The following is a 26,807-nucleotide window of genomic DNA, read 5'->3' on the forward strand; positions in this document are numbered from 1 at the left end:
TGAGGCAAATTTTAAGGCTGTAATGTAAAGAACCTTATACAACTCTTTTTAGAAGCTAAAATTTACTTAAAACCACTCAGCTTTGTCTTCAACTAACTTGTTTAGAACAGGTTGCCATTGATCTTGAATACTAATAAAGTTTTTTTGTGGTTTATCAAAAACACTTAAACCCTGCATAGCTAAGCTACCATAAGCACTGCGTTCAGAAATCCATGCAACAGGTTCTTGTTCAATTTTTTCAAAAAACTGTTGAATATCTTTTGAGCTTGCACTGTTCGGTTTTACACGATTAGCAAGAAGTAAAATCTGTACTTTGCCTTTACGAATGCGTTTAATATCTTGTAAATGCTTTAAAAAGCGGCGAGTACTGTCTATATCAAAAAATGAAGGCTGAAGTGGAGTAATAATGGCATGAGCTTCGCTGATGAGTTGTTCAGCGTGTTCACCTGAAAGTGCACCAGGCGCGTCAATAATTAAATAGTCCAGATGTTTAGGCGCATCACCAATTGATTTTTCATGACGCCAGTCTAGGCTCTGAATCATTGCGACGGTATCAGGGCGCTGTTTTAACCACTGTAAAGCCGATTTTTGGTTATCGGAATCTGCTAATGCTACTTTATATCCTTTTTGTGCCAATGCTGTTGCCAATGTAATGGCCGTCATGGTTTTTCCGCATCCGCCCTTCTGATTTGCAATAAGTATCGTTTTCATAAATCCAATTATTTTCAGCAGCACATTTTGTTTATGTTTTATACCTTAGCATCTTTTTATGAGAAGTAGATGACCGCATTTGACAAAAGTTTAAGCTGTTTCGTTATTTTAGATATGATTAGATCTGCAATGTTGATTTGTGCTTGTTAAGGAAAGTTTATGTCTGTATGGCTTGCCATGCTAATTGGAGCGGGTATTGGTATTATTATCACTACTATTATTTTATCAAATACTCGCAATGGCCGAATTAAGGCTGAATATGAGCAATATATTGCTGAACTTGAATTGGAGCACCAACAAGCTCTGACTCAAGCACAAAAGCGAAGCGTGAATACAAGTCGTGCGGTGTTGAAAGGGAAAATGGCAGAACAATTCGCTCCCATTTTGCCAGAATTTCAGTATCTACCGAGCGATGCAAAATTCATGGGCGATCCGGTGGATTATATTATTTTTGATGGATACACCGATTTTCGAGATGGGGATGGAACGGCAGAAGACATTAATATTATTTTACTTGATGTAAAAAGCGGTGGGGCAAGGCTAACCAAAGGCCAACAGGCAATTGCGCAAGCTGTGCAACAAGGCAACGTCCGTTTTGAAACTTTAAGAGTGGATTTTGAAGATTAAATTTTTAATTTTGAGTGCACAAAAATAGACGAAATTAATCTGTATTGTTACTAAATTCCGATATTTTTTTCATGGCTTGCGACTACTATAAATTGAAGATCTATTTAATTTGATCTAGCAATATTCGAGGTATAAAGCGATGAAAAAACAACGTTTAATGATGGGCTTGCTGGCTGCTATTGGTATGAGTTCAGCATTTGCATCGACCTCAAGTGAATATAATATTGCCCAAGGTTTGAACCCTGTTGAAAAGGACCAGTCTATTTCAGTATTACAGCCTTTTCAGGGGAATTTCAGAATATTGGGTTCAAAAGTTTATCAAAATGATGAACAAGCTAAGTTTTCACCTATTGACTATGCAGTAAGCTGGGGTTTGTTTGCTCAGCCTGAGATTGCACGTCATATTTCAGTAAAACAATATGACCGTTATCTAAACTGGAAAATTCCTAAATTACCTGTTCCAGCAGAGCAGGCAATGCAAATGGTGTCTAATATGCACATCATTCCTGCGAACCCGCAAATCGCCCAACAGATTAAACAGGTAAAACGTGGAGATCTGGTCTATCTCAAAGGTGATCTTGTCGAAATTAAGGATAAAGATCTAGTATGGAAATCATCGCTTACACCAACTGATACAGGTGATGGTGCTTGTGAACTATTTCGTGTCCAATCTATTCATTGGGTTGAAAAGCAAAATATATAATTTAAAAAAGCCTTCATAAATATGAAGGCTTTTTATTAAGGAATGTTGCACTTATTTCTGTTGCGATGCTTTCCAATATTTTAATTGGTTTTGTGCTTGTAAATAGTCGGCAAGATCATTGATCTGCTCATCTTTATTGGCTTGCTTATCACTCAAGTGTTTTTCTTGGTTTTCCCAATATTGATAAAGTAGACCTTGAATGTAACGGCCTTGTTCAGTTTTTAAATCCAAATCTTTTAGCATGGTCAGAGAAGAGCGCACATTATCAAGAGTACGTTGTTGCTCAAACTCTGTAGTGAGGGTTCCAGCTTCATGCATTTTTGCTAATTCGCTTTCCATCTCGTCACTCATTTCTGTAAAGCGGCGGTCATAATCCTCTAGTAGCGCAATATCGTGTGCATCATCAGCAGTTGCTGAAAAAGTCTTAATAGGTCTTTCATTCAGTTTTTCTAAAACCTGATCGGTAGATGAGGTGGCAGAAGGTTGCTCCGTCTTAGCAGGCTCATCCGCTTTTTTACAAGCAGTAAGAAATAGGCTAGAGCAAAGCAAAGACATTAATATGACCTGAGGTGTTTTCTTCTTCATAACTTTCAACCAAACCTATTCACTAATTATTTAACGGGTAACGTACTTTTCTGAAAGTGATATGCATACGTAACATATGGAAAATCAATCTGATCTTGAGGACCTAATCCCGTAAAATCATAAACAATTTTTTCAAACTGTGCTTTGAGTTGTAATTGATCTTTTTCAGTCATTGCGGCAATAAAACTTGTTGAGAGTAATCGTTTGCTCACCACTTGTTCGACACTACCTCGTTGTGACTGTGTAAACGTTTGTAGGCTATCAAATACAAATAAATCTTGTTGTTCAAATACGATTTTCCACTTTTCACTATGATAACGGGGTGTATCTCCTTCAAGTGGAAGTAGAAAATCAGCTAAAGCTTTGACCCAATCCGTACGCTCATCGCGTTGATTCCAAACCAGTCCTAAATGTCCTTGTGGTTTTAATATCCTATACATTTCTGTTAGGGTATCTATGTTGTCAAACCAATGAAAAGATTGCGCACAAATAATGGCGTCAACTTTATAGTCTGCTACAGGAATAGAATGGCTAAAAGCCTGTAATGTTTTGATATCAGGATAAACGTGTTGAAGCTGCTGTAACATCTCGCCAATTGGCTCAACTGCAATAATATCTGCATGTGTTTGTTTTAAGTAGGGTAAGAATTTGCCAGTACCCGATCCAAGATCGATAACAGTAGAGTTTTCCTGTATTTGGAGGCAATTTTGCAGCCAACTCACTATTTCTGCGGGATAATTAGGCCTAACTTGCTGATACAGTTCAGCAGCTGAGCTGAAGCCTTTTTGAGCGGCAGGATGTAAGGATTGTGTCATATTTTGCGCTTTTTAATCTGACTGGCATCTATAAAATAAGATACTCCGCAATCATAAATTGGCAAAACACCTATTTTGTTTCATTTTTGACGTTGTATGTGGGAGCAAATTTTCTTTCGGTGTGAGCATGGATAAGCAAATTATTTTTGAAGACGAACACATTAGAGCCATTTTTTTACCAGGCGATTCTAATACATTGGTTCTCTCTTTTGGCGATTTGATTACCCGAGCGAGTGGCTTATCTATCAATGCTGAAAAGTCCCTAATTAAATACCAATACAATGTTATTGGGATAATGCCAAAACAAAAATCATGGTTTCCTCAAGCGAGCATGATTGAGCTGGCGAAAACAATTTCGCCTGTTCTTCAGGGTTTTAAAAATATTGTGGGTTATGGCGGTTCGATGGGCGGCTATGCAGCAATCAAATATTCTAATTTATTGAATATGAACCGTGTGATTGCATTTGTACCTCAATATTCAATTGATCCTGACCATGTTGAAGATCGCCGCTATGCTGAGTTTTTTGATGCAGTGGCAAACAAAGACATGCAGATCCAGCTGCAAGATGTGGATGCAGCGCGTGAATACGTCATTGTTTATGACCCTTATTTCTCGATTGACCGTGAACATTACCTAAAAATAAAAGAGCTATTGCCAAACTTACATACGATTCATTTGCCATTTACTGGTCATGAAGCATTGTCAGTATTAGCAAGTTCAAGTTTATTGCATGATTTTATTGAGCATGAGTTGGACGAAATTTATTTCTATCAACAGGTTCGTAAAGTCAAAAAGCAAAGTAAATTTTATTTCCGTAATGTACTTGCGCATGTTCTTTCGCATCATGACGACATGTTGTTAAAAATATTACGCCAAAATGATTTTCAGCTAGATGAACGTTATTTTGATAATCCACTTAAACAGGCTATTACCCGCAGTCTCATAAAAGCAAAGCAGGCAACTGAGCTAGACTTCCAAAAACTGGGTATTAAGGTACAACAAACTCAGCAAGAGGTGAGTTATAAAGAGGGATTACAGAATAGCTTTAATTCAATTTTGGTATTCAACCTCATTAATTCAAAGTTTGAGAGTTATGCTCTAGATGTTCTGTTGGCAAATAAGTCTTATTTGATTCCAATTGTGGCTGAACACACTGGTGTAGTGCACATTGAATTAAATAATGAAACTTATTTGTTAGGGATGAATGATCGTAAAGTCATTAAATTGTTCAAGAGCAAAGAGCCTTTAACATCTGACATGAGTCCGTTTGTAATCAAAAAATATTCCGACTTTTTTGCAATTAGCTATAAACAATTAAATTTATCTTGTGATGAACATGGGATGTGTGAATTTATAGAAGGTTCAATCAAGCCTACTGAACAAATGATCTCAATCACCTATTAAACCTTTCTGGTGGTTAAATAAAGCTCAAGTCTAAAGATTTGGGCTTTATTTTTTGCTTAAAAAATATTTTTTCATTAATTTATTTGTATATTAAATTCAAAGTCATTATTTAAATAAATGATGTGTTTGTTTTGTGGATTTCTGGCGTATTAAATACAAGCATTATAAATTAGGTGAAAAAATATCATGCTTTAAAGTAAATGATATTTGCATATGTATAAAATAAATAAATGATCTAAGGCTAATTAAAATACAACTATAACTTTAAATTTTAATAAGTATTTGTTTTTTATTTATATGTTATTTATGTGGTGATAGGTTGTTTAAAATAAGTTCACTATTCAAAGATAATTGCATATTTATTTTTTTATCCTAAAATGATTTTTTACTAAATTGTCGTTACAGTTTTTTATATGCAATCATTAAATTATCGGAATAATGATGCATCGCAACATGGAAGTTCTGCACCTTTGAAACGAGCAATGAGTACTCGACATTTGGTGATGATCTCCCTTGGCGGTGCCATAGGTACAGGTCTTTTTTTAGGTTCTGGTGATGTAATTTCTCAAGCAGGCCCAATCGGGGCAATTATTTCTTATTTTTTGGGTGGTTTAATCGCCTACACCGTAATGCTTTGCCTTGGTGAGCTTGCAGTTCATGTACCTGAATCGGGTTCTTTTGGAGAATATGCCCGCCGTTATATCGGTCCTGGTACGGGCTATATGATTACTTGGCTATACTGGTTAACTTGGACGGCCACTTTGGGGACTGAGTTTACCGCTGCGGCTTTACTGGTTCAGGAGTGGTTTCCAACTACCTCTGTTTGGGCTTGGACTCTGTGTTTTGGTGCCCTAGTTTTTATTCTGAATGTGAGTTCAACTCGATTGTTTGCCGAGTCTGAATTTTGGTTAGCACTTGTCAAAGTGATTACGATTATCTGTTTTATTGGTTTAGGGCTGTTGGCAATTTTTGGTTTTATCCCTTACCAAGGGCATGAGACAGCACCACTATTTAGTAATTTGACAGCACATGGTTGGTTCCCTCACGGTTTATTTCCAATTTTTGCAACTATGCTGATCGTTAATTTCGCATTTTCGGGTACAGAGTTAATTGGTGTGGCGGCTGGTGAGACTGAAAATCCTGCGAAGACAGTCCCAAAAGCGATTAATGCCGCCATTTGGCGTCTACTAATTTTCTTTGTTGGTACCATTGTTGTGATTACTTCGCTATTGCCATTCGAGTTTGCAGGTTTGAATGCAAATGAAGTAAGTAATAGCCCTTTTGTGACTGTGTTTAATTATATTGGTATTCCTTATGCGGAAGATATTATCCGCTTTGTAATCATTACGGCTTTACTCTCAGCTGCCAATTCTGGTTTATTTGCTGCTTCACGTATGATGTGGTCACTTTCAGTAAAAAACCAATTACCAAAAATATTTTCAAAGCTTACTCCTTCAGGAACACCAATCGTTGCTCTTATTGTGACGATGTTTGGTGCAATACCTGGATTGCTTTCAGAGCAGTTTGCCCCTGAGACGATCTTTAAAAATTTATTAGGTGTTGCAGCATTTACTATGGTGGTTGTGTGGATTGCAATTTGTGTATCTCAATTCAATTTCCGTAGACAGTGGTATAAATCTGGTAAAACAGCAAAAGATTTACGTTTCGCTGCCCCTTTGTTTCCTTTGACTCCAATTGTGGGTGGTCTGTTCTGTGCTATTACGTGTATTAGTATGGTGGCTGATCCTTCGATGCACGTCGGCTTTATCTGTTGTATTATTTTTATTCTTTTATGTTATGCGAGCTACTTCATTTTTTATCACAAGAAAGATGTGGTACAGAGCTAAGCGTTGTATGCTTTTACAAGCGTAGTCTAAAGGTCCCATTTGGGGCCTTTTTTATGGTCTGTAGGAAATTAAAAAGGATTGATTCTATATATTTTTTTTAAAAATGAATTTTTATTTTTAATCATGGAAACAAATGTTGTTTTATAAATTCACCATTTATCGGATTTTTATTAATATTTATTTATTATAAATATTTGATTAAGTCTATGTTTAGTCTTGTTATTTAATAAGGTGGTGTTTTTAGTTTTTTAGAATAGCGGGGTGGAATAGGGTTGATATGGATTTAATGTGGAGAATAGATAATTTTTTGATAGTTTTATAAAAAAGTTAAATTTATTAAGTTACTGTTATATAAGGTGAAAAATATTTACATTTTTTATATTTATGGAAGTTTATTTTCTATAAGTTTTTTTTATTGGAGTTAAGGTTTTTTTAATATTTGTTGTTTTTTTATTATAAAATACAGTGCGATTTGATTATTTTTTCTCTGCTTATTTATTTTAAAATGTTCTAAATGAGCGTGCTCTGTGCTATATTTATTGGAAGATTTTATATCTATGTTTCGGCTTAATTTTAAGCAGTATGTATGGAAATAATTAATCTGTAGCATTATTGAACAAAGTTTATTTTTAAAAAGACTAATGGAGGGATCTATCGATTAGTCAAAAATAATTTTATGGACTCATGATTTTTGTAAATTATAGTTCTTTTTAACTCCCAAACGGTTATGTCACTTCTTTTGTATTCATATTTCAGCCGGCTGGTTTAGTGGGTTGTAGTTAGTTTTTGCTTTTATAAAGCTATCTTTATAAACAGTAATTTAGACAAAAGAAAACTTGTAAAAGATATCGATATATAAAAGTAGATCATACTTTTAATATCAACAAATGGAATTTAAAAAGTCTGATGCTTTAGAAGGGCAGAAGATTTGGTAAATAAACTAAGGCATTGTTATTGCAAAGTTTTAGTTGCTAAATAATAAAGATTGCAGATTTATCAAATCTGAATCTATGAAGGTATATAGGAAAAAAGATGGCAGATCTTTCATACGTAAATGAACACAGCGATGCTTGGCAAACTTACTTGGCACAAATTGACCGTGTTGCTCCATATTTAGGTCACTTGGAAGAGTATATCGATACTTTAAAACGCCCAAAACGTGCGCTTATTGTAGACGTGCCAATTGTAATGGACGACGGTTCTATCCAGCACTTTGAAGGCTACCGTGTACAACACAACTTGTCTCGTGGTCCTGGTAAAGGTGGTGTTCGTTACCATCCAAATGTTGATTTGAACGAAGTGATGGCATTGTCTGCATGGATGACAATTAAAACTGCTGTTTTGAACTTGCCATTTGGCGGTGCAAAAGGTGGTATCCGTGTTGATCCGCGTAAATTATCAAATCGTGAATTAGAGCGTTTGACTCGTCGTTATACGACTGAAATCGGTCACATTATTGGGCCTCAAAAAGATATCCCTGCTCCAGACGTTGGTACAAATGCCAATATTATGGGTTGGATGATGGATACTTATTCTACGAGCCAAGGTTACACGGTAACAGGTGTTGTAACTGGTAAACCAGTTCACTTAGGTGGTTCTTTAGGTCGTGTAAAAGCGACTGGTCGTGGTGTATTTGTTACAGGCCGCGAAGTAGCTGCAAAAATCAATTTACCAATTGAAGGCGCAAAAATCGCTATTCAAGGTTTTGGTAACGTTGGTAGTGAAGCTGCTTTCTTGTTTGTTGAATCAAAAGCGAAAGTTACACACGTTCAAGACCATACAGGCACTATTTTCAATGCTGACGGTATTGATCTTGAAGCGTTACGTGATCACGTAAATGCAAATCAAGGTGTTGGCGGCTTCGCTGGTGCGCAATCAATTGCTGATGAAGATTTCTGGACAGCAGAAGTTGACATTATTGTTCCTGCTGCATTGGAAGGTCAAATCACTGTTGAACGTGCTGAAAAACTTAAAGCTAAGTTGATTTTAGAAGGCGCAAACGGCCCGACTTATCCTAAAGCTGAAGATGTGTTAGTTGAGCGTGGCATTGTTGTAGTACCTGACGTGGTATGTAATGCCGGCGGTGTAACTGTAAGTTACTTCGAATGGGTTCAAGACATGGCGAGCTACTTCTGGACCGAAGAAGAAATCAATGAGCGTTTAGACAAATTGATGGTTCAAGCTATGGATGACGTTTGGAATGCAGCGAACAGCAACGCTTGTACTTTACGTACAGCAGCTTACATCTTGGCGTGTGAGCGTATTTTAAAAGCTCGTAAAGAGCGCGGTATTTTCCCAGGTTAATCTGCGGAAATTACTTTTAGAAAAAGTGGTCTGAGCAAATACAAAGGATGTTATAGGGTTTATTTGTTCAGTCCCTTTTTCTGAATTATTAAAATTTAAGTGATATCGAATATATTAAATAAATACTGAGGTAAGCATGGAACAGCCAATTTCTGTAACTCGAAGCAACTTTAACGACTGGATGGTTCCAGTTTTTGCACCGGCAAATTTCATTCCGGTACGTGGCGAAGGTTCACGTATCTGGGATCAAGAAAATAAAGAATATATTGATTTTGCAGGCGGGATTGCAGTAAACGCATTAGGTCATGCGCATCCAGTGGCAGTAAATGCTTTAACAGAACAAGCGACAAAACTTTGGCATGTAGGCAATGGTTATACAAATGAACCTGTTCTACGCCTTGCAAAACAACTCACTGAAAATACATTTGCAGACAAGGTATTCTTCTGTAACTCAGGTGCAGAAGCTAACGAAGCGGCATTAAAACTAGCTCGTAAAGTGGGTTTAGACAGTGGTGTTGCTGGTAAAAGTGGCATTGTGGCATTTAAAAATGCTTTTCATGGTCGTACTTTATTTACCGTTTCAGCAGGCGGTCAACCTAAATATTCACAAGACTTTGCACCGCTTCCAAATGGAATTAACCACGTTGCTTTTAATGATTTAGACGCAGCAAAAGCAGTGATTAATGAGCAAACTTGTGCAGTCATTGTTGAGCCGATACAAGGTGAAGGCGGCGTTATTCCGGCTGACATTGAATTTTTAAAAGGCTTACGCGCACTATGTGATGAGTTTGGTGCCTTACTTATTTTTGATGAAGTACAAACTGGTGTAGGCCGTACAGGTTCACTTTATGCCTACATGAACACTGGTGTTATTCCAGAATTTGCTCCACATTTTTCAGTCGGTACGCACGGTACGACTTACGGTGGTAACCCATTAGCAAGTGCAGTTGCGGGCGCAGTATTCGAATTTATTAATACACCAGAAGTTCTTGAGGGTGTGAAGCATCGTCATCAGTATTTCCTTGATGCTTTGAATACTTTAAATGCTGAACATCAGATTTTTGAAGAAATTCGTGGTCAAGGTTTGCTCATTGGTTGCGTATTAAAAGCTGAGTATGCAGGAAAAGCAAAAGATATTACGACTTGGGCTGGTGAGGAAGGGTTACTTGCTTTAATTGCAGGTCCGGATGTTGTTCGTTTTACTCCGTCTCTCATTATTCCTGAACAAGATATTGATGAAGGAATTGCTCGTTTAAAAAGAGCATTGGCAAAATTGGCTAAATAAAAAAAAGGAAGCTAGCCATGATGATTGTCCGTCATGCCGAGTTTCGAGACCTTGAAGATATTTATAAATTAGCAGGTAAGTCGGGTGTAGGCCTGACTTCCTTGCCACAAAATATGGATACACTTTCGGCTCGAATTTCACGTACTCGCAATACTTTAAATGGCAATGTCCATAAAAGTGAACAAGGCTATTTATTTGTTCTTGAAGATACAGAAGCTCAACGTGTCATTGGTTTAAGTGCAATTGAAGTTGCTGTAGGGCTCATGGAACCTTGGTACAACTTTCATGTTGGAACACAAGTACACGCTTCAAAAGCACTAAATGTTTATAAGTCATTACCGACCTTGTTTTTAAGTAATGACAGAACAGGTAGTAGTGAGCTTTGTACATTATTTTTAGATCCAGAGCGTCGTGAAAACCAAAACGGTAAATTCTTATCGAAAATCCGTTTTATGTTTATCGCTGCCTTTAAGCAATATTTCGAGAAAAAATTAATTGCCGAAATGCGTGGTTTCTCAGACGAAAATGGATGTTCTCCATTTTGGGATGCAATTGGTCACCATTTCTTTAATATGGATTTCTCAACTGCCGACTACTTAAGCGGAATTGGGCAAAAAGTATTTATTGCAGAGCTTATGCCACGTTTTCCGGTCTATGTAGATCTCTTGCCAAAAGATGCGCAAGAGGTGATTGGAAAAATGCATCCACAAACTTTGCCTGCCTATCATGTGCTTGAGTCGGAAGGTTTACGCTATCAAGGATATGTTGATATTTTTGATGCTGGCCCAACGGTTGAAGCCAATATTGATGAATTACGTGCAGTAAAAGAAAGTCAGTTATTAAACGTCAAAATTACAAGTGAAGCTGTGGTCGGTAAGACCCAATATCTCGTTGCTAATGATAATTATCATGACTATCGCGCAATGCTGATGAAGCTTGATCTTGTTGATAACACTATAAATTTAACACATGAACAAGCTGAAAACCTCGGTGTACAAGAAGGTCATGTTGTTCGTGTGCTATCACTCAATCCAATGGAAGTATCCTGATGTCAAACTCTTTATTTATAAACGGTGTCTGGTTACAAGGCAGCGGCACAACATTTGAAAAAACAAATCCAGTTGATAACCAAACTGTCTGGTCGGGTGCTGAGGCTACTGCTGCTGATGTTGAGCAAGCTTGCCAAGCAGCACGTACTGCATTTCCAGCATGGGCACGTTTACCTTTTGTAGAGCGTGTGGCGATTGTTGAAAAATTTGCAGCTTTGCTTGAAGAAAATAAAAAGCACTTAGCTGAAGTCATTAGCCAAGAAACGAGTAAACCATTTTGGGAAACGTTAACTGAAGTTCAATCAATGATTGGTAAAGTTGCTATTTCAATTCGTGCTTATCACCAGCGTACTGGTGAAAGCTCAACTGAAATGGCTGATGGTGTGGCATTTTTACGCCACCGTCCGCATGGTGTGCTTGCAGTTTTCGGTCCATATAACTTTCCGGGCCATTTACCAAATGGACATATTGTTCCTGCATTACTTGCAGGCAATACCGTGGTATTTAAGCCAAGTGAATTAACGCCTTGGACTGCTGAAGAAACTGTAAAACTTTGGCAGCAAGCTGGTTTGCCAAATGGTGTGATGAACTTAGTGCAAGGTGGTCGTACCACGGGTGAAGCGTTAGCTGCTTCACATGAAATTGACGGTTTATTATTTACTGGAAGTGCGAACACAGGTTATCACCTACATAAACAAATGGCGGGTGCTCCTGAGAAAATTCTTGCGCTTGAAATGGGTGGCAATAATGCATTGATTATTGATGAAATTATCGATATTGATGCTGTGGTTAATCTTACTATTCAATCTGCTTTTGTTTCGGCGGGTCAGCGTTGTACATGTGCACGTCGCATCTTGGTAAAAAATGGCCCAGAAGGCGATGCATTTATTCAACGTTTTGTTGAGGTTGCTAAAAACTTAAAAGTTGGTCGTTGGAACGACGAACAACAACCATTTATGGGTGGCGTTATCTCGTCAGTTGCCGCATCAAACATGATGCTTGCTCAGCAAAAATTGCTTGAGCTTGGCGCAAAAAGTTTATTGCCAATGACGCGTCCGCAAGAAGACAGTTCGCTACTTACACCGGGCATTGTTGATGTAACAGGTGTGACAGATATTCCGGATGAAGAATATTTTGGTCCACTTACGACTATTCAACGTTATGACAACTTTGATGAAGCATTGAAAATTGCAAATGCAACTCGCTTTGGTTTGTCTGTTGGTCTGGTTTCTCCAAAACGTGAATTATTTGATCAAGTACTTATTGAAGCGCGTGCCGGTATTGTGAATTGGAACAAGCCATTAACAGGTGCTTCAAGTGCTGCGCCATTTGGTGGTGTAGGGGCATCGGGTAACCATCGTGCGAGCGCCTTTTATGCAGCTGATTATTGTGCTTGGCCAATGGCTTCACTTGAAAGTGACAGCTTAACCTTACCAGAAAAATTATCTCCAGGGATTGTGTTGCCTTAAACACTAGGGAAAGAAAAATGAAAGGATATGAAGTAAATTTCGATGGTTTAGTGGGACCAACACATCACTACGCGGGCTTGTCGTTTGGTAATGAAGCATCGACAAAAAACCGTAATAATGCCTCTAATCCAAAATTAGCAGCTAAACAAGGCTTGCTAAAAATGAAAGCTTTAGCTGATTTGGGTATGAAGCAGGGTGTACTTGCTCCGCATGAGCGTCCACATGTTCCAATGTTACGCCGTTTGGGTTTTACAGGAGATGACATTAGTGTTGTTGCTCAAGCAATGCGTCATTCACCTGAACTCTTATCATCGTTAAGTTCCGCTTCGCCAATGTGGACTGCAAATGCGGCAACAGTTTCACCTTCGGCAGATAGCCAAGATGAACGTGTACATTTTACCGCAGCGAACTTAAATAATAAGTTTCACCGTTCGATTGAAGCGGAAACAACAAGCCAAGTTTTGCAAGCGATCTTTAAAAATGAACGTCATTTTGTACACCATGAAGCATTGCCGCAAGTAGCTTTGTTTGGTGATGAAGGTGCAGCAAATCACAATCGTTTAGGTGGTGATTATGCTAAGCGTGGGGTTCAAGTTTTTGTTTACGGTCAACAACATTTAAATAATGGGTTGCCGGGACCAAAACGTTATCCTGCACGTCAGACACGTGAAGCAAGTGAAGCAATTGCGCGTTTGCATCGTTTAGATGATGCGCATACCGTTTTTGTTCAACAAAATCCGGATGTAATTGATCAGGGCGTTTTCCATAACGATGTGATCGCGGTAAGTAATCAACAGGTTTTATTCCATCATCAACATGCATTCTTAAATCAAGATCAAGCTTTTGCTGAAATTCGTCAAAAGATGGCAAGCATCGGTGAAGACTTTATCTCGATTGAAGTTCCTGAAAACCGCGTTACTGTTGATGATGCAGTAGCAACATATTTATTTAATAGCCAGATTTTGACTCGTCCAGATGGTGAAATGACCATTGTTGTGCCAGAAGAGTCGCGACAGAATAAGGCAGTGTGGGGTTATTTGAACGATATGGTTCAGATGGGTACACCAATTGATGCTATTCAGGTTTATGACTTACGTGAAAGTATGCGTAATGGTGGTGGACCAGCATGTTTACGTTTACGCGTAGCTTTAAATGAAACCGAGTTAAATGCTGTAAATCCAAAAGTATTAATGAATGATCAATTGTTTGGCACACTCAATCAATGGGTAGATAAACATTATCGTGATCGTTTAGCTCAAGAAGATTTAGCTGATCCGCATTTATTGATGGAAAGCCGTATGGCACTCGATGAGCTGACCAAAATTTTAGGTTTGGGTTCGGTTTATCCTTTCCAAAAATAAGGAGGAGGTGACATGCAAGATTTTCTAGCATTAACCTTACAAGGTGAGCAGCCTACAACACGTGAAGGAAAACAAGATAATTTTTCTTGGCGCTGGTTAGGTGAGGGAATTCTTGAATGTACGCCACATGCACAGTACGACAAAGCCGTCGTACTGTCAGCTGGAGTACATGGTAATGAAACAGCACCTATTGAATTGTTGTCTCATCTTTGCACAGATTTATTTGCCGGACGTTTAAACCTTGCTGTGAGGTTGCTTTTTGTATTTGGTAATCCATATGCAATGCGTCAAGGTAAGCGTTATGTGCATGACGATGTGAACCGAATGTTTTGTGGTGGATATAAAACTCTGCCAGTGACTGAAGAATCAAAGCGAGCTGAGGTTTTAGAGCAAGTTGTCACGACTTTCTTTCATGAAAGTTCAAGCCAAGCAAAACGTTATCACTATGATTTGCACACAGCTATTCGGGCTTCTTTATTGCCTACCTTTGCCTTATTTCCTTATCAAACGCATGCTTATGATGCGAATTTGACAGCGAGTCTTGAAGCGGCCAATTTAGATGCTTTGGTATATCACAATGCGATAGGTAAAACGTTTACGCATTTTACCAGTGAGAATTTTAAAGCAGCCAGTGCAACTTTAGAGTTGGGCAAAGCTTTGCCATTTGGACAAAATGACTTGAGTCAGTTTGCGGCAATTGATGAAGTCATCCGTCATGTCGTTTCTGAGCAAGTTTTACCAGCACGCAATAAAGCGAAAATTCGAGTGTTTAAAGTATCGGACTCTTTAATTAAAAAAGATGAAGATTTTCAGATGAACTTATCAGCTGAAGCTCCGAATTTTTCGACTTTTACAAAAGGTGAAATCATTGCGACACAACCTTCTGGTAATTATGTTGTTGAACAAGATCAGGTCTGGATTTTATTTCCAAATCCAAATGTGAAGCTTGGTTTACGTGCAGGTTTAGTTTTAACTGAAATGGGCTGAATGATTGATTTTAAATAAATAAAAAAGGGCGATTAATCGCCCTTTTTTGTGCATCACGTATTAGTTAGTACCGAAAAGACCTTTAATCCAAGATTTCTTTTCTGCTTTTTGTGTAGACGCTTGCGCATCTGCATTTACACTTGCATTAATTCCGACAGGAGCAACGTTAACACCAACATTTACACCAGTATTAGCATTGATTGCCGCTGGTTGAGCTGCATTTAACTTTGCCTGAGCATCCGCTTTAGTGTCTGCAACAAACTCTTTTTGCTCAGCTTGATTTTGAGCTACGCGAGTTTTTACAGCATCTACATGCGCTTGAGCATCAGCTTGTTTTTCAGCAGTAAATTCTTTTTGGTCAGCTTGTTTTTCTGCAACTTTAGTTTTTACAGCATCAACATGTGCTTTTGTATCGGCTTTAGCTTCAACTGCTAGGTTTTTAGTACCCGTTGCAGCTTTAGTTGCTAAGTTTTTAGTGCCAACTGCAGCTTCAGTTGCTAGGTTTTTAGTACCAGTTGCTGTTTTAGTTGCAAAGTTTTTAGTACCAACTGCAGCTTCAGTAGCCAAGTGTTTAGTACCTGTTGCAGCCTCAGTCGCTAAGTGCTTAGTACCTGTTGCTGCTTTAGAAGAAAGTTCAGTCACTTTACCAGTTGTTTTTTTAGTCGCTTTAACTGTAGTGTCAGCAGCAACATGACCCGCATGTTTTGCTGTGCTACCTACAGTATGTGCAGTATTTTTGACTGTGTTCGCTACGCCACTAACAAGACCACCTGGTTGTACATTTACTTCGGCAGAAGCACCTGCATTAACGCCCGCACTTTGTGCAAAAATAGAGGCAGAAGCAAGAACACTTGCAGTAACGATAGCTGTTTTCATCATTTTCATTGCGATATCCTTCAAAGAATATACCCTTTTAGTGAGGTATTTCATAAACGCTAACGAATCATAGCTAACACACCATGGGCTTGGGAACTGACTTCATCAAAACGTTACAACAGTGTTACGTTGAGTAAACAGACTAGGGATAAATTGTGAAGATTAATAAAAATTAATAATAAAGTGAAAAAGAATGTTTATTTGTTAGTTATTCTAATTAAGCTGGTCTAATTTTATCTTTTTATTTTTTTAAAAAATTAAATTTCAAATTTTCTTGAAGTTACTCTTCTTTTCAACATGTACGTATATCTCTAATTGTGATTTGAGTCTCATTATTTATTAGTGGGAACGGCATAGTTATTGCTTATTATGAGAATAAGATGCTTTTTAGCACTTTTTTGAACCACCTTCTGCCAGAAGTATAAATGTATAGGGCAGAATAATATTTTTGCTTATTTGGGTGTGGATATTTCTACTTCTCTTGTGGGTATATATTTCATTCATTAGATTTTTCACATGAAATATATTTTAAGAAATACCTCTTTATTTCGAATAATCAAAAATAAAAATAGATGTCTATAAACAAAAAAACAGAGATCTTGAATGATGAAAATTATTGCTTCCTTTCTTGTATTGGTCGGCTTGGTCGCCGTTGTTCTCTATTTTAAGCCAACAAGTGGTGCATCTGATGTGTTCAATTCGGTTTTACATGAATCGAATTCGTCACAACCAGATACATCGTCTTTTCTTTCTAAACTTAAGGAGCCTACTCAAGCTAAAAATCTATCTTTAGATTCAACTCATCCTCAATCGGTATCAGGTGATACCGTTCCTTTTTACAACACAAAAAGTGATCTTTCGATTCAACCGATTGATCCAGAAAAAGATCCAGCAAATGAAATAAAAGCGAAATAAGCAAATTGTTAGTTGAAAAAACTACGGAGAAAAATAATGCAAAGTAAAACGTTATTTCTATTAGGTCTATGTACGATATTAAGTACAACAGCATCCGCTCTTCCTTTAGATTCTAAAGGTGCTAAACAGCAGTTAAATCAGGCAGCAAAACAAAAAGTGCTTCAGGGTAAAATTGATTTAGATGCTCTGGTCACTAACGATTCGAATGATTTAATTGTTGAATACAATATTCCTTCGGTGAGCGTGCCTTCTGGTTTAGAGCGGCGGAGTTATATCGCAACCAATAAAAAGAATATACAGGCAAGGTTTAACCGTGCTGGCGGTGTGCAAGTACTGCGGGACTACAATAATTTACCTTTAGCTTTTTATCGGATTAGTAACCGCGAAGCATTAGTCTCTTTATTAAATGACCCGAATGTTAAAGCGGTTTACCCAAATCGGATTAATCAAACCACGACCAATGAAAGCTTACCTTTAATTAATCAACCACAAGCAAACACCAATGGTTTTACGGGTGAGGGTTCTAGTGTGGCAGTGATTGATACAGGTTTGAACTATTTACATTCCGATTTTGGTTGTACAGCAGTCAATACACCATCAAGCACATGTCGGGTGGTCTATTCTTTTGATAGTGCACCAGATGATGGAGCATTGGATGATGACGGACATGGTAGTAATGTTTCAGGTATTGTGTCTAAAGTCGCAACTAAAACTAAAATTATTGGTATTGATGTCTTTAGAAAAGTGAGGTCTCAAGGTAAGTGGGTCAGTACAGCCTATGATAGTGACATTCTTGCAGGGATTAACTGGGCCGTAAACAATGCACAAACCTATAATATTAAAGCGGTTAATTTAAGTCTTGGCGTTCCTGGCGTTAAATATACTTCAGAGTGTAGTGATAGTAGTTATGGAACGGCATTTGCCAATGCACGTGCTGCTGGTGTGGTGCCTGTAGTAGCCTCAGGTAATGATGCATTTGCAGATGGTATTTCATCTCCTGCCTGTGTTGCTGGTGCAGTGAGAGTCGGCGCTGTTTATGACAGTAATATTGGTGGTGTGTCATGGGGGAATCCAGTGAAATGTTCTGACCCAACCACAGCAGCAGATAAGGTAGCATGTTTTAGTAATGGTGGTAGCCTTGTGACTTTATTAGCACCAGGTGCAATGATTACCGCGGGTGGTTACACCATGGGCGGTACATCTCAAGCAACACCGCATGTGGCAGGCGCGATTGCTTTATTACGAGCGAATAGTGTGAGTCCAACTGAAAGTATTGATCAAACGATTAGCCGTTTGAAAACGACAGGTAAGCCAATTACAGATTCGAGAACGGGATTAGTTTTTCCGCGAATTGATTTGCTGGCAGCAACAAATGGCTTGATCGCTAATTAAATAGCTTATTTATAATTTTTTAATCAGGTCCAAGAAATTTTAAATGGCTATAACTCGTTGCAAAAGAAAGCTTCTGCAACGAGTTTTTTATGGAAAAGCCTTAATTACACTTTGCTAAATTAGCTGCATTAAAATTATTTTGGAGTTTTTTGAAGTTATTTTGAATTTCAGGATCTTGAATATTAAAGGTCGTAGAACTCTTAGTCGTAGAGTTGGTTGCTTGATTTAATATGCCTGATTCATCAGGGTATTGTAGGGTCGAAGAAGTTGCTGAAATTAGACCTTTATTATTAAATGTCCAATGTTCGGTCACATGTCCTCCACCTAAATACCCTGTAAATTCAATCATACAAGCTTGATTATCTTGTTTAATGAGCTTGGCCACATTCCCTGTCGTAGACGGATAGGCTTCGATATTGGTGTCTTGCTCTAAAACTTGAGCTTGAGAATAAGAAGAAAGGGGCGTTAATGTTGCACATGCAGTTAATGCTAAGCAGCATAGAGTTGAAAAGAGAAGTTTTTGACTATTCATAAGGCAGATTCCTAGCTCTTTATAGTGAGTGGTATTTATGTCTAGATTGATATTTGTATTTTATATTAAAGCGCGAAGTTATCGCGCTATCCAAAAAATTTAGTTAACCGTAGTGCTAGATTTACTTAACTCACCTTGTTCTATTGGGATGTTTTCACCGTTTCGGCTACTGGTAATATTTTGCTTAGCTTGATCTATTTTTGTTTCAGTAAAAGCTTTTGCTGTATCCGCTTTTTGTTGAACGACTTCTGCCTTTTCAGCAGTAAATTCTTTGGTGTTTTTCCACTTTTCACTAATTTTATTTGAGGTCTTTTCAGAAGCACCTTGAATATTGTCTCCTAAATTTTGTATGCCTTTTCCTGTTTTATATAACAGTACACGCCCTAGGCTTGGATTATCACCATAAGGTTGTGTTTTAGAAGCTATTTCATTCACTTGTTGAGGTTGCGTTGTTTCAGCAAATAAGCTTGATGAAGCCAATATAGAGGTCGCAATACATAGAGTTTTTAGGGTTTTCATTTTGGATAAACCTCCCCAACCAGAATCAAAAGATGAAGTGCTGATCTTACTGATAAAAATACAGCTTGTACTGCAATGAGATAAAACCCATACGATTTGATTACGATAAATCATCATTTCAAATATAATTAAATACCGTATCTAAATTTCTAGAATGATCTGGAGCCTCAAGTGATACAAAACATTGAATTAAAATGGTTATATGACCTGATTGTTCTAGAAAAATACCGAAATTTTACAGTCGCTTCTGATATTAGAAATATTTCTCAGTCTTCGCTGAGTCGTCGCATTCAAGCCTTGGAAAATAGTCTTGGTTTTGAAGTGTTTGATCGAGAAACTTCTCCTTTGCAGTTAACGGAGCAGGGTAAGCTTTTTATATTGCATGCTAGAAATTTACTGGATGATTTTGAGTTTAATATAGATCAAATCAAAGGTGATAATCATGTGCGAAGCAAAGTCACGATTGCTTCTGCGCATTCTTTGGCAGGATATATTTTTCCTAAAATTTTAGGGAATTTAAAAAATTACCAAGAAAAGATTTTTCATGTTGAAGCAATCAATGTGAATGAAACTGTAGATTCTCTTAAAAATGGTCAATGTGACTTTATTGCATCTTTTTATGATGATGACTTAATGAACCCACAATTTTTGTGCCATAAGTTGTTTTCGGCAAAGCTTTATCTAGTCACGGCTCCAAATCATTTAGGTCGACCTAAATTTTCACTCGAAGATACTTCAATTCCGCTCATGAACTATACCGATGACAGTTACATGGGGAAAAAGGTAAATAAATTTCTACAAGATCATCATTCAGACAAGTTTGAGACAAATTTTGTGTCTTCAATGAGTCTATTACTTAAGGACATGATCAAAGGCGGTTATGGCGTAGGGTGGTTACCCGATTACAGCATTCAAGATGAATTAAAACAAAATCAGTTAATGATTATGCCAATGAAAGAGTCGGTACTATCTGTCGATATTTATTTATATCGCAGTAGTGCAAGGCTTAATGCAACTTCTGAAGGATTATGGAATTTTGTGAAGGCAATTGATTGGACCATTGCCTAAACTTAATTATGCATAATTTGCATTAAATTTTATTTAATTATGCGGCTGATGCTGTTAATGAGTTCTGATACCACGCAATCGCATTTTTAATGAGTAAATCGGTCGCATCAACAAACAGTTCAGGATTGTCTTGGATACTGTCTTGTAAGATGAGCGGAATTTCAGTACATGCTAATAAGAATTTTATGCTTTTATTTTGTTTATAAAAATGAATAACCTCACTCATAAGTTGTTTTGATTTTTCGATATTTCCTGCTTTGTATTGATAAATACTTTGCATCACTTTGTGTTGCATCTCAGCAGAAGGGGTAGAGAAACGAATATTGTTTTGGATGAACTGGCTTTGATAAAGCTGAGTGCTTATGGTGGCAGACGTCGCAAGAATACAAACTTCAGCAATTTGGCTGTCTTGGATAAAATGAACCGCAGATTCAATAATACTAATCATTTTGGTTTGGGTGCGTTGCTGTAACTGGTTAAACCAAAAGTGGGCAGTATTGCAGGGAATAATGATACAGCCGACCTGCGCCGCTTCTAAAATTTTAAGATATTCAGCCATTTTTTCGAGTGGTTTATCATCATGATTGATAATCGATAGTGTTCTATCTGGGATGTCTGGAATAGAAACCGTGATGACAGGAATATGCTCCTGATCGCAATGTGCTGGCGTATTTTTAATAATTTTATCCATGGCATCAATCGTGGCTTGTGGACCCATACCACCTAAAATTCCAATTGCTTTATTCATGTTGAATGACTCAAAAAATACGTTATGTACTTAGCATCTGCTTCTTTTGAGTGAGGTCGTTGCAAAAAACGGATGGGTCATGCAGTTTATGTTTTTATAATTTATTCTTAATTTTTATTATGATATTGTTTTATATCAATAAAATTAAAATATTTAAAATGTCGTGATGTGTTTTATGCATCATTATTTTATGTAAAGCATAGGGTTTTACATGGATGCTTACATTCGAATGCACAGCTAAGCTATAAATTCTGACTTAATCAATTCTAAAAACATATCTCTCGCTTTGTGGTTACTCACATTTTTGTGCCAGAAAAACTGGTTCTGCATAAATGCAAGATGTTCAAATTTATAGCCTCGAATATTGGTTAAATTTTTATATTGCTCAAAAAGACTCTTTGGTACTAAAGACACACCAGAGCCTGCACTCACGCAACCAATAATAGTGGCGTAACTGGTAATGCTGGTAATTGGAAGCGAGATATTTTTGAGCTTAAGCCATTCTTCAAGAGCAGCGCGGTAAGGGCAACCTTCAGTCCACATAAAAATTTCTTTACCAATCAAGTCTTCTTGACAGTGGATTTCACCGAAAGATTCTGGGGCAATTAAAATAATTTCTTCTTGATAAATACCGAGCCTATTTAACATGGGAAACTCAATATTACCAGCGACAATCGCACCATCGAGTTTATGCTGAGAAATATCAACTAATAACTGTTTCCATGTGCCTGTAATAATTTGAATGGAAACTTTTGGATAGCGTTGATGATATTTCGCGAGTAAGTTAGGTAAACGGGTTGTGGCAGAAGATTCAATAGCCCCAATTTTTAATGGGCCAGAGGGTGGTGCATCAGGATGAATGCTTCGTTTTGCTTCATCACAGAGCGCTAAAATTTTCTGGCAGTAATTAAGAAAGATTTCTCCGGATGGGGTGAGCTTTAAACTTTTCCCTTCCCTATAAAACAGAGGTGCGCCGAGTTCTTCTTCAAGTTGTTTAATGCGCGCCGTGATGTTAGATGGAACGCAGTGTAACTGCAAAGATGCCTTGGTCATCGTGCCGCATTCAACCACCGTTTGAAACATTTTTAACTGAGCGATATCCATGTTTTATCATTCACTTTTAATGAATATTAGACTCAATATAAGTTAATTTTATTCAACTATCCATGCGCATATGATGAAAGAGTTCCATTTCATTAGCGTAGATTTAACATGGCAATTTCTCTTGCTGCCGAAACTCAGCCTCCGGCAATTAAGCTTTATTTGTGTATTGCTATTACTGTCTTTTGTTGGGGTTATTCACCTATAGGCGTACACAGTGCTCTGAATTCATATACACCGCAGCATATTGCCTTGCTTCGCTTTTTGATTGCATCGGTTTTCTTACTGCTCTTAGTCATGAAAAAAGGAATTCAGGCGTTAAAGTGGAAAGATGTGCCGGCACTTGGTGTGTTAGGATTTTTCTCTGTGACCTTGCATCACTTACTTATAAATACGGGGCAGCAATATGTGAGTGCGGTTGCATCTAGCATTTTAAGTCAATCTATTCCGCTATTTACATTTATTGTTTCAGCTTTCTTTTTTAAAGAGAAAATCCGTTTCAAACAGTGGTTGTGTATTTTATTAGGTCTTTGTGGCGCCTTTTTAGTGGTTAGCGGTGATCATGGTCTTGGTGTACCAAGCCCTTATAGTTTGTTGATTGTTTTGGCAGCAATTGCATGGGCGATTTACTTTAATTTATATAAAAAATTTGCCTTAAATTATGATGCGTTGAGCATGATGTGCTACATCATTTGGTTCGGAACCATTCCTTTACTGTTCTATAGCGCGCAGTTGTCTGCTGAAATTTTACATGCCACTTGGCAGGCCAATATGTCGATTGTGTTGTTGGGTATTTTCCCCAGTGCGATGGCTTATGTGCTTTGGGGATATGTACTTAAAAATATGCCGTTAACGATTGCATCGAATTTTTTGTATTGCTCGCCCATTGTTGCGATGAGTTTGGCAGTTGTTTTTTTAAATGAAAAACCATCAATGATTGTGCTGTTAGGTGGTGTGATTATTGTAGGGAGTTTGGTGTGGATGAATTGGGGGAATCGGCGTACCATCGAATAAACTATAGATAAGCTATCAGTAGTTTAACCCTTCTATGTCATGTGCTACTTCCTTTAAGAGAATGAGATGATTGTTGTTACCTTAACCTATAAAAAACCATTAGCCGAAGTTGATGCTGTACTGAAAGAGCATATTGCATTTTTAGAGCATTACTATGAGCAGAAGAAATTTTTGGCATCGGGGCGTCGAGAAAATAGGGTAGGTGGAGTGATTTTAGTTTTAAGCTCTTCGATTCAAGAGGCCAAAGAGATCATGAAAAATGATCCGTTTTATATTCATGACGTGGCTGATTATGATTTTATGTGGTTTGAGCCATCGAAAAGTTTAGAAGAAGTTAAAGAGTTTGTTTAATTTAAACAACTAAAATAATAAAGGGATCTATAAAAGATCCCTTTATTTAGTAATGAGCTAATTAACCCTGTAATACACTCACATCAGCGATAGCAGTAAACAAGTTACGCAACTGAGCCAATAAACGTAAACGGTTTGTCTTCAGGTCAGCATCATCTGCCATTACCATGACACCATCAAAGAATGCATCAATCGGCGCGCGAAGTGCTGCAAGCTTAGAAAGAGCAGCCGTGTAGTCTTTTGCCGCAAGTAATGGCTCAACAACTGGAGTAACTGCTTGAAGCTCAGCAAATAATGCTTTTTCAGCATCTTCAACTAAGTTAGCTTCGACTACTGAACCTTCTGGCGCTGCTTCTTTTGCAAGAATGTTAGCAACACGTTTGTTTGCAGCAGCAAGTGCAGCAGCTTCCGGCAGAGCACGGAAGTGGTTTACAGCATTTACACGCTTGTCAAAATCAAGTGGAGATTTTGGTGCAAGTGCTTGAACGGCTTGAAGCACATCAACAGCAACGCCTTGGTCTTCATACTTAGCACGGTAACGACCTTCCAAGAATGCAACAGCATCAGCACGCGTTTTGTCGTGGTCTTTCACGATGTCGCCATAACCTTGAAGTGCAAGATTTACCAGTTCTTCAATAGTTACGTCCAATTCATTTTCAATGATTAAACGTAAGATACCAATTGCTGAACGACGAAGAGCAAACGGGTCTTTAGAACCTGTAGGCGCTTGTCCAATACCGAAAATACCAACAAGTGTATCTAAACGGTCAGCAAGGGCAATCGTTGTACCAGTCTTAGTTTTTGGTAAAACATCGCCAGCGAATTTTGGTAAATATTGCTCGCCTAAAGCTTCTGAAACTTCAGTGTTTTCGCCTTCAATGCGTGCGTAGTAAGTACCCGCAATACCTTGAAGTTCTGGGAACTCACCTACAAGCTCAGAGGTTAAGTCGCATTTAGCAAGTAATGCAGCTTTTTCAGCATCTGCTGGGTTTGCACCAGTGATTGAAGATAATGCAACAGCAAGTTTTGCAATACGTGTTGATTTGTCCCAAAGCGTTCCCAATTGTGCTTGGAATACCATGTTTGCCAATTTTTCTTTACGAGATGCAAGCGGTTGCTTTTGATCTTGTAAGAAGAAGAATTCAGCATCAGATAAACGAGGACGAACAACTTTTTCATTACCTTCAATAATTTGAATCGGATCTTTAGACTCAATATTTGAAACAGTAATGAAGTAAGGCTGTAATTTACCTTCGCTATTGATCAAACAGAAATATTTCTGGTTGTCTTGCATTGTTGTAATAAGTGCTTCTTGAGGAACAGCAAGGAAGCGCTCTTCAAAATTTGCACGAAGAGCAATAGGCCATTCAACGAGGCTTGTTACTTCATCAAGTAAGTCACTTGGAACAATCGCAGTTGCGTTAACTTCATCAGCTAACTTTTTCACTTGTTCTTGAATGGTTGCTTGACGTTTTTCAAAGTTCGCAACGACATATGCTTTTTCTAAAGCAGCTAGGTAGTCATTTGCATGCGCTAAAGTCACAGCTTCAGGTGCATGGAAACGGTGACCATAAGTCACATTACCAGCTTTATGATCTTGAATAGTTGCGTCAACAATTTGGTCATCTTTAAGTAAGAGAACCCATTTCACTGGACGTACAAACTCGGTACGGCTTGCAGCAGAACGCATACGCTTAGCAATTGGTAAGTTGTCTAGTGCAGTTTGTAAAATTTGTGGAAGTAAAGCATCAAGGCTTTGACCTTTCACATCTTTTAAATAGCAAACTTTTTCAACTTTACCAGCTTGGAAAGTTGAAAGCTGATCAACAGTAATCCCTTGACCACGCATAAAGCCTTCGAGTGCTTTAGTTGGTTTACCTTCAGCATCGTAAGCCGCTTGAACAGCAGGGCCATCAAAACGTTTTTGTGTATCAGCTTGAGCAGCATCGATATCAACAATTTTAAGCGCTAAACGACGTGGAGCTGCATAAGCCTCAATTGATGCGAAGTTTAAGCCTGCATCTTTTAAGCCTTTTACCGTTTCTGCCTGTAATGCATCACGTAAAGTTTTCAAGCTTTTCGGTGGAAGCTCTTCACAGCCAAGTTCGAATAAAACAGTATGTTTGCTCATTAGTTTTTCTCCGCCTTTGCTGCTTCACTTTCAGCTTGTGCTTTTAGCTGTGCCAATACTTCATCACGCAAGTGTGGTTCTGCCATTGGGAATCCAAGCTCTGCACGTGCTTGTACATAACTTTGTGCAATCGCACGAGCTAAAGTACGTACACGTAAAATGTAGCGTTGACGCTCAGTTACAGAAATTGCGCCACGTGCATCAAGTAAGTTAAAGGTATGAGACGCTTTAACCACTTGCTCATAAGCAGGAAGAGAAAGTTTTGCTTCAATTAAACGGTTTGCTTCTGACTCATAAAAGTCAAAGAGTTCAAATAATTTTTCAACTGGAGCGTATTCAAAGTTATAAGTCGATTGCTCAACTTCATTTTGATGGAATACGTCGCCGTAAGTTACCGTACCGAATTGGCCTTTGGTCCACACAAGGTCATAAACCGAGTCAACACCTTGAAGGTACATTGCAAGACGTTCTAAACCGTAAGTGATTTCACCTGTTACTGGGTAACATTCAACACCACCCACTTGTTGGAAGTAAGTGAACTGAGTCACTTCCATACCGTTAAGCCAAACTTCCCAACCTAAGCCCCAAGCACCGAGAGTTGGAGATTCCCAGTTATCTTCTACAAAGCGAATGTCATGAGTAAGCGTATCAATCCCGATTGCTTTTAAAGAATCAAGATAGAGCTGTTGGATGTTGTCTGGGTTTGGCTTAAGCACCACTTGGAACTGGTAGTAGTGTTGCAAACGGTTTGGGTTTTCACCATAGCGGCCATCTTTTGGACGACGTGAAGGTTGAACGTATGCAGCATTCCAAGTCTCAGGCCCTAAAGCACGTAAGAATGTTGCGGTGTGGAATGTTCCAGCGCCCATTTCCATGTCGTAAGGTTGTAGTACGACGCAGCCTTGTTCGGCCCAATAGTTTTGTAGGGCAAGAATTAAGCCCTGAAATGTATCAATGTGCGAGATGGCGCGACTCATGTAGCATCCACGAATTTATGAGAAAAATTGCCCCT

25 protein-coding genes are annotated in these 26,807 nt (G+C 38.1%); 15 read left to right on the forward strand and 10 right to left on the reverse strand.

Translation table 11 applies throughout. The annotated features are described in order from the left end of the window. Window positions 1-66 precede the first annotated feature (66 nt). Window positions 67-711 (reverse strand): ParA family protein, encoded by a 645-nt coding sequence (locus ASF86_RS12360; protein ID WP_056482528.1) that lies wholly within the window; start codon window positions 709-711, stop codon window positions 67-69. A gap of 159 nt (window positions 712-870) precedes the next feature. On the opposite strand from ASF86_RS12360, the gene ASF86_RS12365 reads away from it, so the two are divergent. Together ASF86_RS12365 and ASF86_RS12370 are read left to right on the forward strand one after the other, a co-directional pair. After that, window positions 871-1,338, forward strand: a complete 468-nt coding sequence (locus ASF86_RS12365; protein WP_004639641.1) for a Holliday junction resolvase-like protein — start codon at window positions 871-873, stop codon at window positions 1,336-1,338. A gap of 139 nt (window positions 1,339-1,477) precedes the next feature. After that, entirely contained in the window at window positions 1,478-2,041 is a 564-nt protein-coding gene (locus ASF86_RS12370; RefSeq protein ID WP_005043978.1) for a hypothetical protein, read from the forward strand. A gap of 51 nt (window positions 2,042-2,092) precedes the next feature. On the opposite strand, the gene ASF86_RS12375 is transcribed toward ASF86_RS12370, so the two are convergent. Beyond that, window positions 2,093-2,626 carry a hypothetical protein gene (locus ASF86_RS12375; protein WP_056482531.1) on the reverse strand — a complete coding sequence of 178 codons (534 nt, stop codon included), beginning with the start codon at window positions 2,624-2,626 and terminating at the stop codon, window positions 2,093-2,095. A gap of 26 nt (window positions 2,627-2,652) precedes the next feature. Then, complete coding sequence (locus ASF86_RS12380; RefSeq protein ID WP_056482534.1) at window positions 2,653-3,441, reverse strand: class I SAM-dependent methyltransferase; 789 nt, start codon at window positions 3,439-3,441, stop codon at window positions 2,653-2,655. A gap of 127 nt (window positions 3,442-3,568) precedes the next feature. On the opposite strand from ASF86_RS12380, the gene ASF86_RS12385 reads away from it, so the two are divergent. The 8 genes from ASF86_RS12385 (at window position 3,569) to astE (ending at window position 15,148) form a co-directional block, all read left to right on the forward strand. Next, window positions 3,569-4,846 carry a hypothetical protein gene (locus ASF86_RS12385; RefSeq protein WP_056482537.1) on the forward strand — a complete coding sequence of 426 codons (1,278 nt, stop codon included), beginning with the start codon at window positions 3,569-3,571 and terminating at the stop codon, window positions 4,844-4,846. Between the two features lie 413 nt (window positions 4,847-5,259). Continuing rightward, the gene (locus ASF86_RS12390) at window positions 5,260-6,693 is read left to right on the forward strand and encodes an amino acid permease (protein WP_056482540.1); all 1,434 of its coding nucleotides are present in this window, start codon (window positions 5,260-5,262) and stop codon (window positions 6,691-6,693) included. Window positions 6,694-7,725: 1,032 nt separating this feature from the next. Further along, on the forward strand, window positions 7,726-8,997 hold the full coding sequence (locus tag ASF86_RS12395; RefSeq protein WP_004639628.1) for a Glu/Leu/Phe/Val family dehydrogenase: 1,272 nt from the start codon (window positions 7,726-7,728) through the stop codon (window positions 8,995-8,997). 136 nt (window positions 8,998-9,133) lie between these two features. Continuing rightward, a complete protein-coding gene (locus ASF86_RS12400) occupies window positions 9,134-10,282 on the forward strand; it encodes an aminotransferase class III-fold pyridoxal phosphate-dependent enzyme (protein WP_056482542.1) in 1,149 nt (382 codons plus the stop codon). Window positions 10,283-10,299: 17 nt separating this feature from the next. Further along, window positions 10,300-11,331, forward strand: a complete 1,032-nt coding sequence (astA, locus tag ASF86_RS12405; protein WP_005038390.1) for an arginine N-succinyltransferase — start codon at window positions 10,300-10,302, stop codon at window positions 11,329-11,331. Then, complete coding sequence (astD, locus tag ASF86_RS12410) at window positions 11,331-12,800, forward strand: succinylglutamate-semialdehyde dehydrogenase (protein ID WP_056482545.1); 1,470 nt, start codon at window positions 11,331-11,333, stop codon at window positions 12,798-12,800. Before astA ends, astD begins: the two co-directional genes overlap by 1 nt. Before the next feature lie 17 nt (window positions 12,801-12,817). Continuing rightward, window positions 12,818-14,161: an N-succinylarginine dihydrolase gene (gene astB, locus ASF86_RS12415; protein WP_056482548.1), complete on the forward strand. Its 1,344-nt coding sequence runs from the start codon at window positions 12,818-12,820 to the stop codon at window positions 14,159-14,161. A 12-nt stretch (window positions 14,162-14,173) separates the two neighbouring features. Next, the gene (gene astE / locus ASF86_RS12420) at window positions 14,174-15,148 is read left to right on the forward strand and encodes a succinylglutamate desuccinylase (protein WP_056482551.1); all 975 of its coding nucleotides are present in this window, start codon (window positions 14,174-14,176) and stop codon (window positions 15,146-15,148) included. Between the two features lie 60 nt (window positions 15,149-15,208). On the opposite strand, the gene ASF86_RS12425 is transcribed toward astE, so the two are convergent. Beyond that, the gene (locus tag ASF86_RS12425; RefSeq protein WP_005038398.1) at window positions 15,209-16,033 is read right to left on the reverse strand and encodes a hypothetical protein; all 825 of its coding nucleotides are present in this window, start codon (window positions 16,031-16,033) and stop codon (window positions 15,209-15,211) included. Window positions 16,034-16,630: 597 nt separating this feature from the next. On the opposite strand from ASF86_RS12425, the gene ASF86_RS12430 reads away from it, so the two are divergent. Both ASF86_RS12430 and ASF86_RS12435 read left to right on the forward strand, forming a co-directional pair. Then, window positions 16,631-16,939: a hypothetical protein gene (locus ASF86_RS12430; protein WP_081407699.1), complete on the forward strand. Its 309-nt coding sequence runs from the start codon at window positions 16,631-16,633 to the stop codon at window positions 16,937-16,939. 36 nt (window positions 16,940-16,975) lie between these two features. Then, window positions 16,976-18,331: a S8 family peptidase gene (locus ASF86_RS12435; RefSeq protein WP_017390985.1), complete on the forward strand. Its 1,356-nt coding sequence runs from the start codon at window positions 16,976-16,978 to the stop codon at window positions 18,329-18,331. A gap of 100 nt (window positions 18,332-18,431) precedes the next feature. Here ASF86_RS12435 and ASF86_RS12440 read toward each other — a convergent pair whose 3' ends face one another. After that, a complete protein-coding gene (locus ASF86_RS12440) occupies window positions 18,432-18,863 on the reverse strand; it encodes a hypothetical protein (protein ID WP_056482557.1) in 432 nt (143 codons plus the stop codon). Window positions 18,864-18,962: 99 nt separating this feature from the next. Then, a complete protein-coding gene (locus tag ASF86_RS12445) occupies window positions 18,963-19,382 on the reverse strand; it encodes a hypothetical protein (RefSeq protein WP_005038406.1) in 420 nt (139 codons plus the stop codon). 171 nt (window positions 19,383-19,553) lie between these two features. On the opposite strand from ASF86_RS12445, the gene ASF86_RS12450 reads away from it, so the two are divergent. Next, window positions 19,554-20,450 (forward strand): LysR substrate-binding domain-containing protein, encoded by an 897-nt coding sequence (locus ASF86_RS12450; RefSeq protein ID WP_045433250.1) that lies wholly within the window; start codon window positions 19,554-19,556, stop codon window positions 20,448-20,450. A gap of 37 nt (window positions 20,451-20,487) precedes the next feature. On the opposite strand, the gene ASF86_RS12455 is transcribed toward ASF86_RS12450, so the two are convergent. After that, on the reverse strand, window positions 20,488-21,198 hold the full coding sequence (locus tag ASF86_RS12455) for an aspartate/glutamate racemase family protein (protein WP_056482559.1): 711 nt from the start codon (window positions 21,196-21,198) through the stop codon (window positions 20,488-20,490). A 237-nt stretch (window positions 21,199-21,435) separates the two neighbouring features. Further along, window positions 21,436-22,302, reverse strand: a complete 867-nt coding sequence (locus tag ASF86_RS12460; protein WP_056482561.1) for a LysR family transcriptional regulator — start codon at window positions 22,300-22,302, stop codon at window positions 21,436-21,438. 108 nt (window positions 22,303-22,410) lie between these two features. Here ASF86_RS12460 and ASF86_RS12465 point away from each other — a divergent pair, with 108 nt between their 5' ends. Both ASF86_RS12465 and ASF86_RS12470 read left to right on the forward strand, forming a co-directional pair. After that, on the forward strand, window positions 22,411-23,313 hold the full coding sequence (locus tag ASF86_RS12465; protein WP_056482564.1) for a DMT family transporter: 903 nt from the start codon (window positions 22,411-22,413) through the stop codon (window positions 23,311-23,313). Between the two features lie 66 nt (window positions 23,314-23,379). After that, a complete protein-coding gene (locus ASF86_RS12470; RefSeq protein WP_056482567.1) occupies window positions 23,380-23,664 on the forward strand; it encodes a YciI family protein in 285 nt (94 codons plus the stop codon). A gap of 61 nt (window positions 23,665-23,725) precedes the next feature. On the opposite strand, the gene glyS is transcribed toward ASF86_RS12470, so the two are convergent. Further along, window positions 23,726-25,795, reverse strand: coding sequence for a glycine--tRNA ligase subunit beta (gene glyS, locus ASF86_RS12475; RefSeq protein ID WP_056482569.1), 2,070 nt, complete (start codon window positions 25,793-25,795; stop codon window positions 23,726-23,728). Then, the gene (glyQ, locus tag ASF86_RS12480) at window positions 25,795-26,772 is read right to left on the reverse strand and encodes a glycine--tRNA ligase subunit alpha (RefSeq protein WP_002044989.1); all 978 of its coding nucleotides are present in this window, start codon (window positions 26,770-26,772) and stop codon (window positions 25,795-25,797) included. The genes glyS and glyQ overlap by 1 nt, the downstream gene beginning before the upstream one ends. Window positions 26,773-26,807 lie beyond the last annotated feature (35 nt).

The sequence above is a fragment of the Acinetobacter sp. Leaf130 genome (assembly GCF_001423205.1).
In the GTDB taxonomy this organism is placed as follows: Bacteria; Pseudomonadota; Gammaproteobacteria; order Pseudomonadales; family Moraxellaceae; genus Acinetobacter; species Acinetobacter calcoaceticus.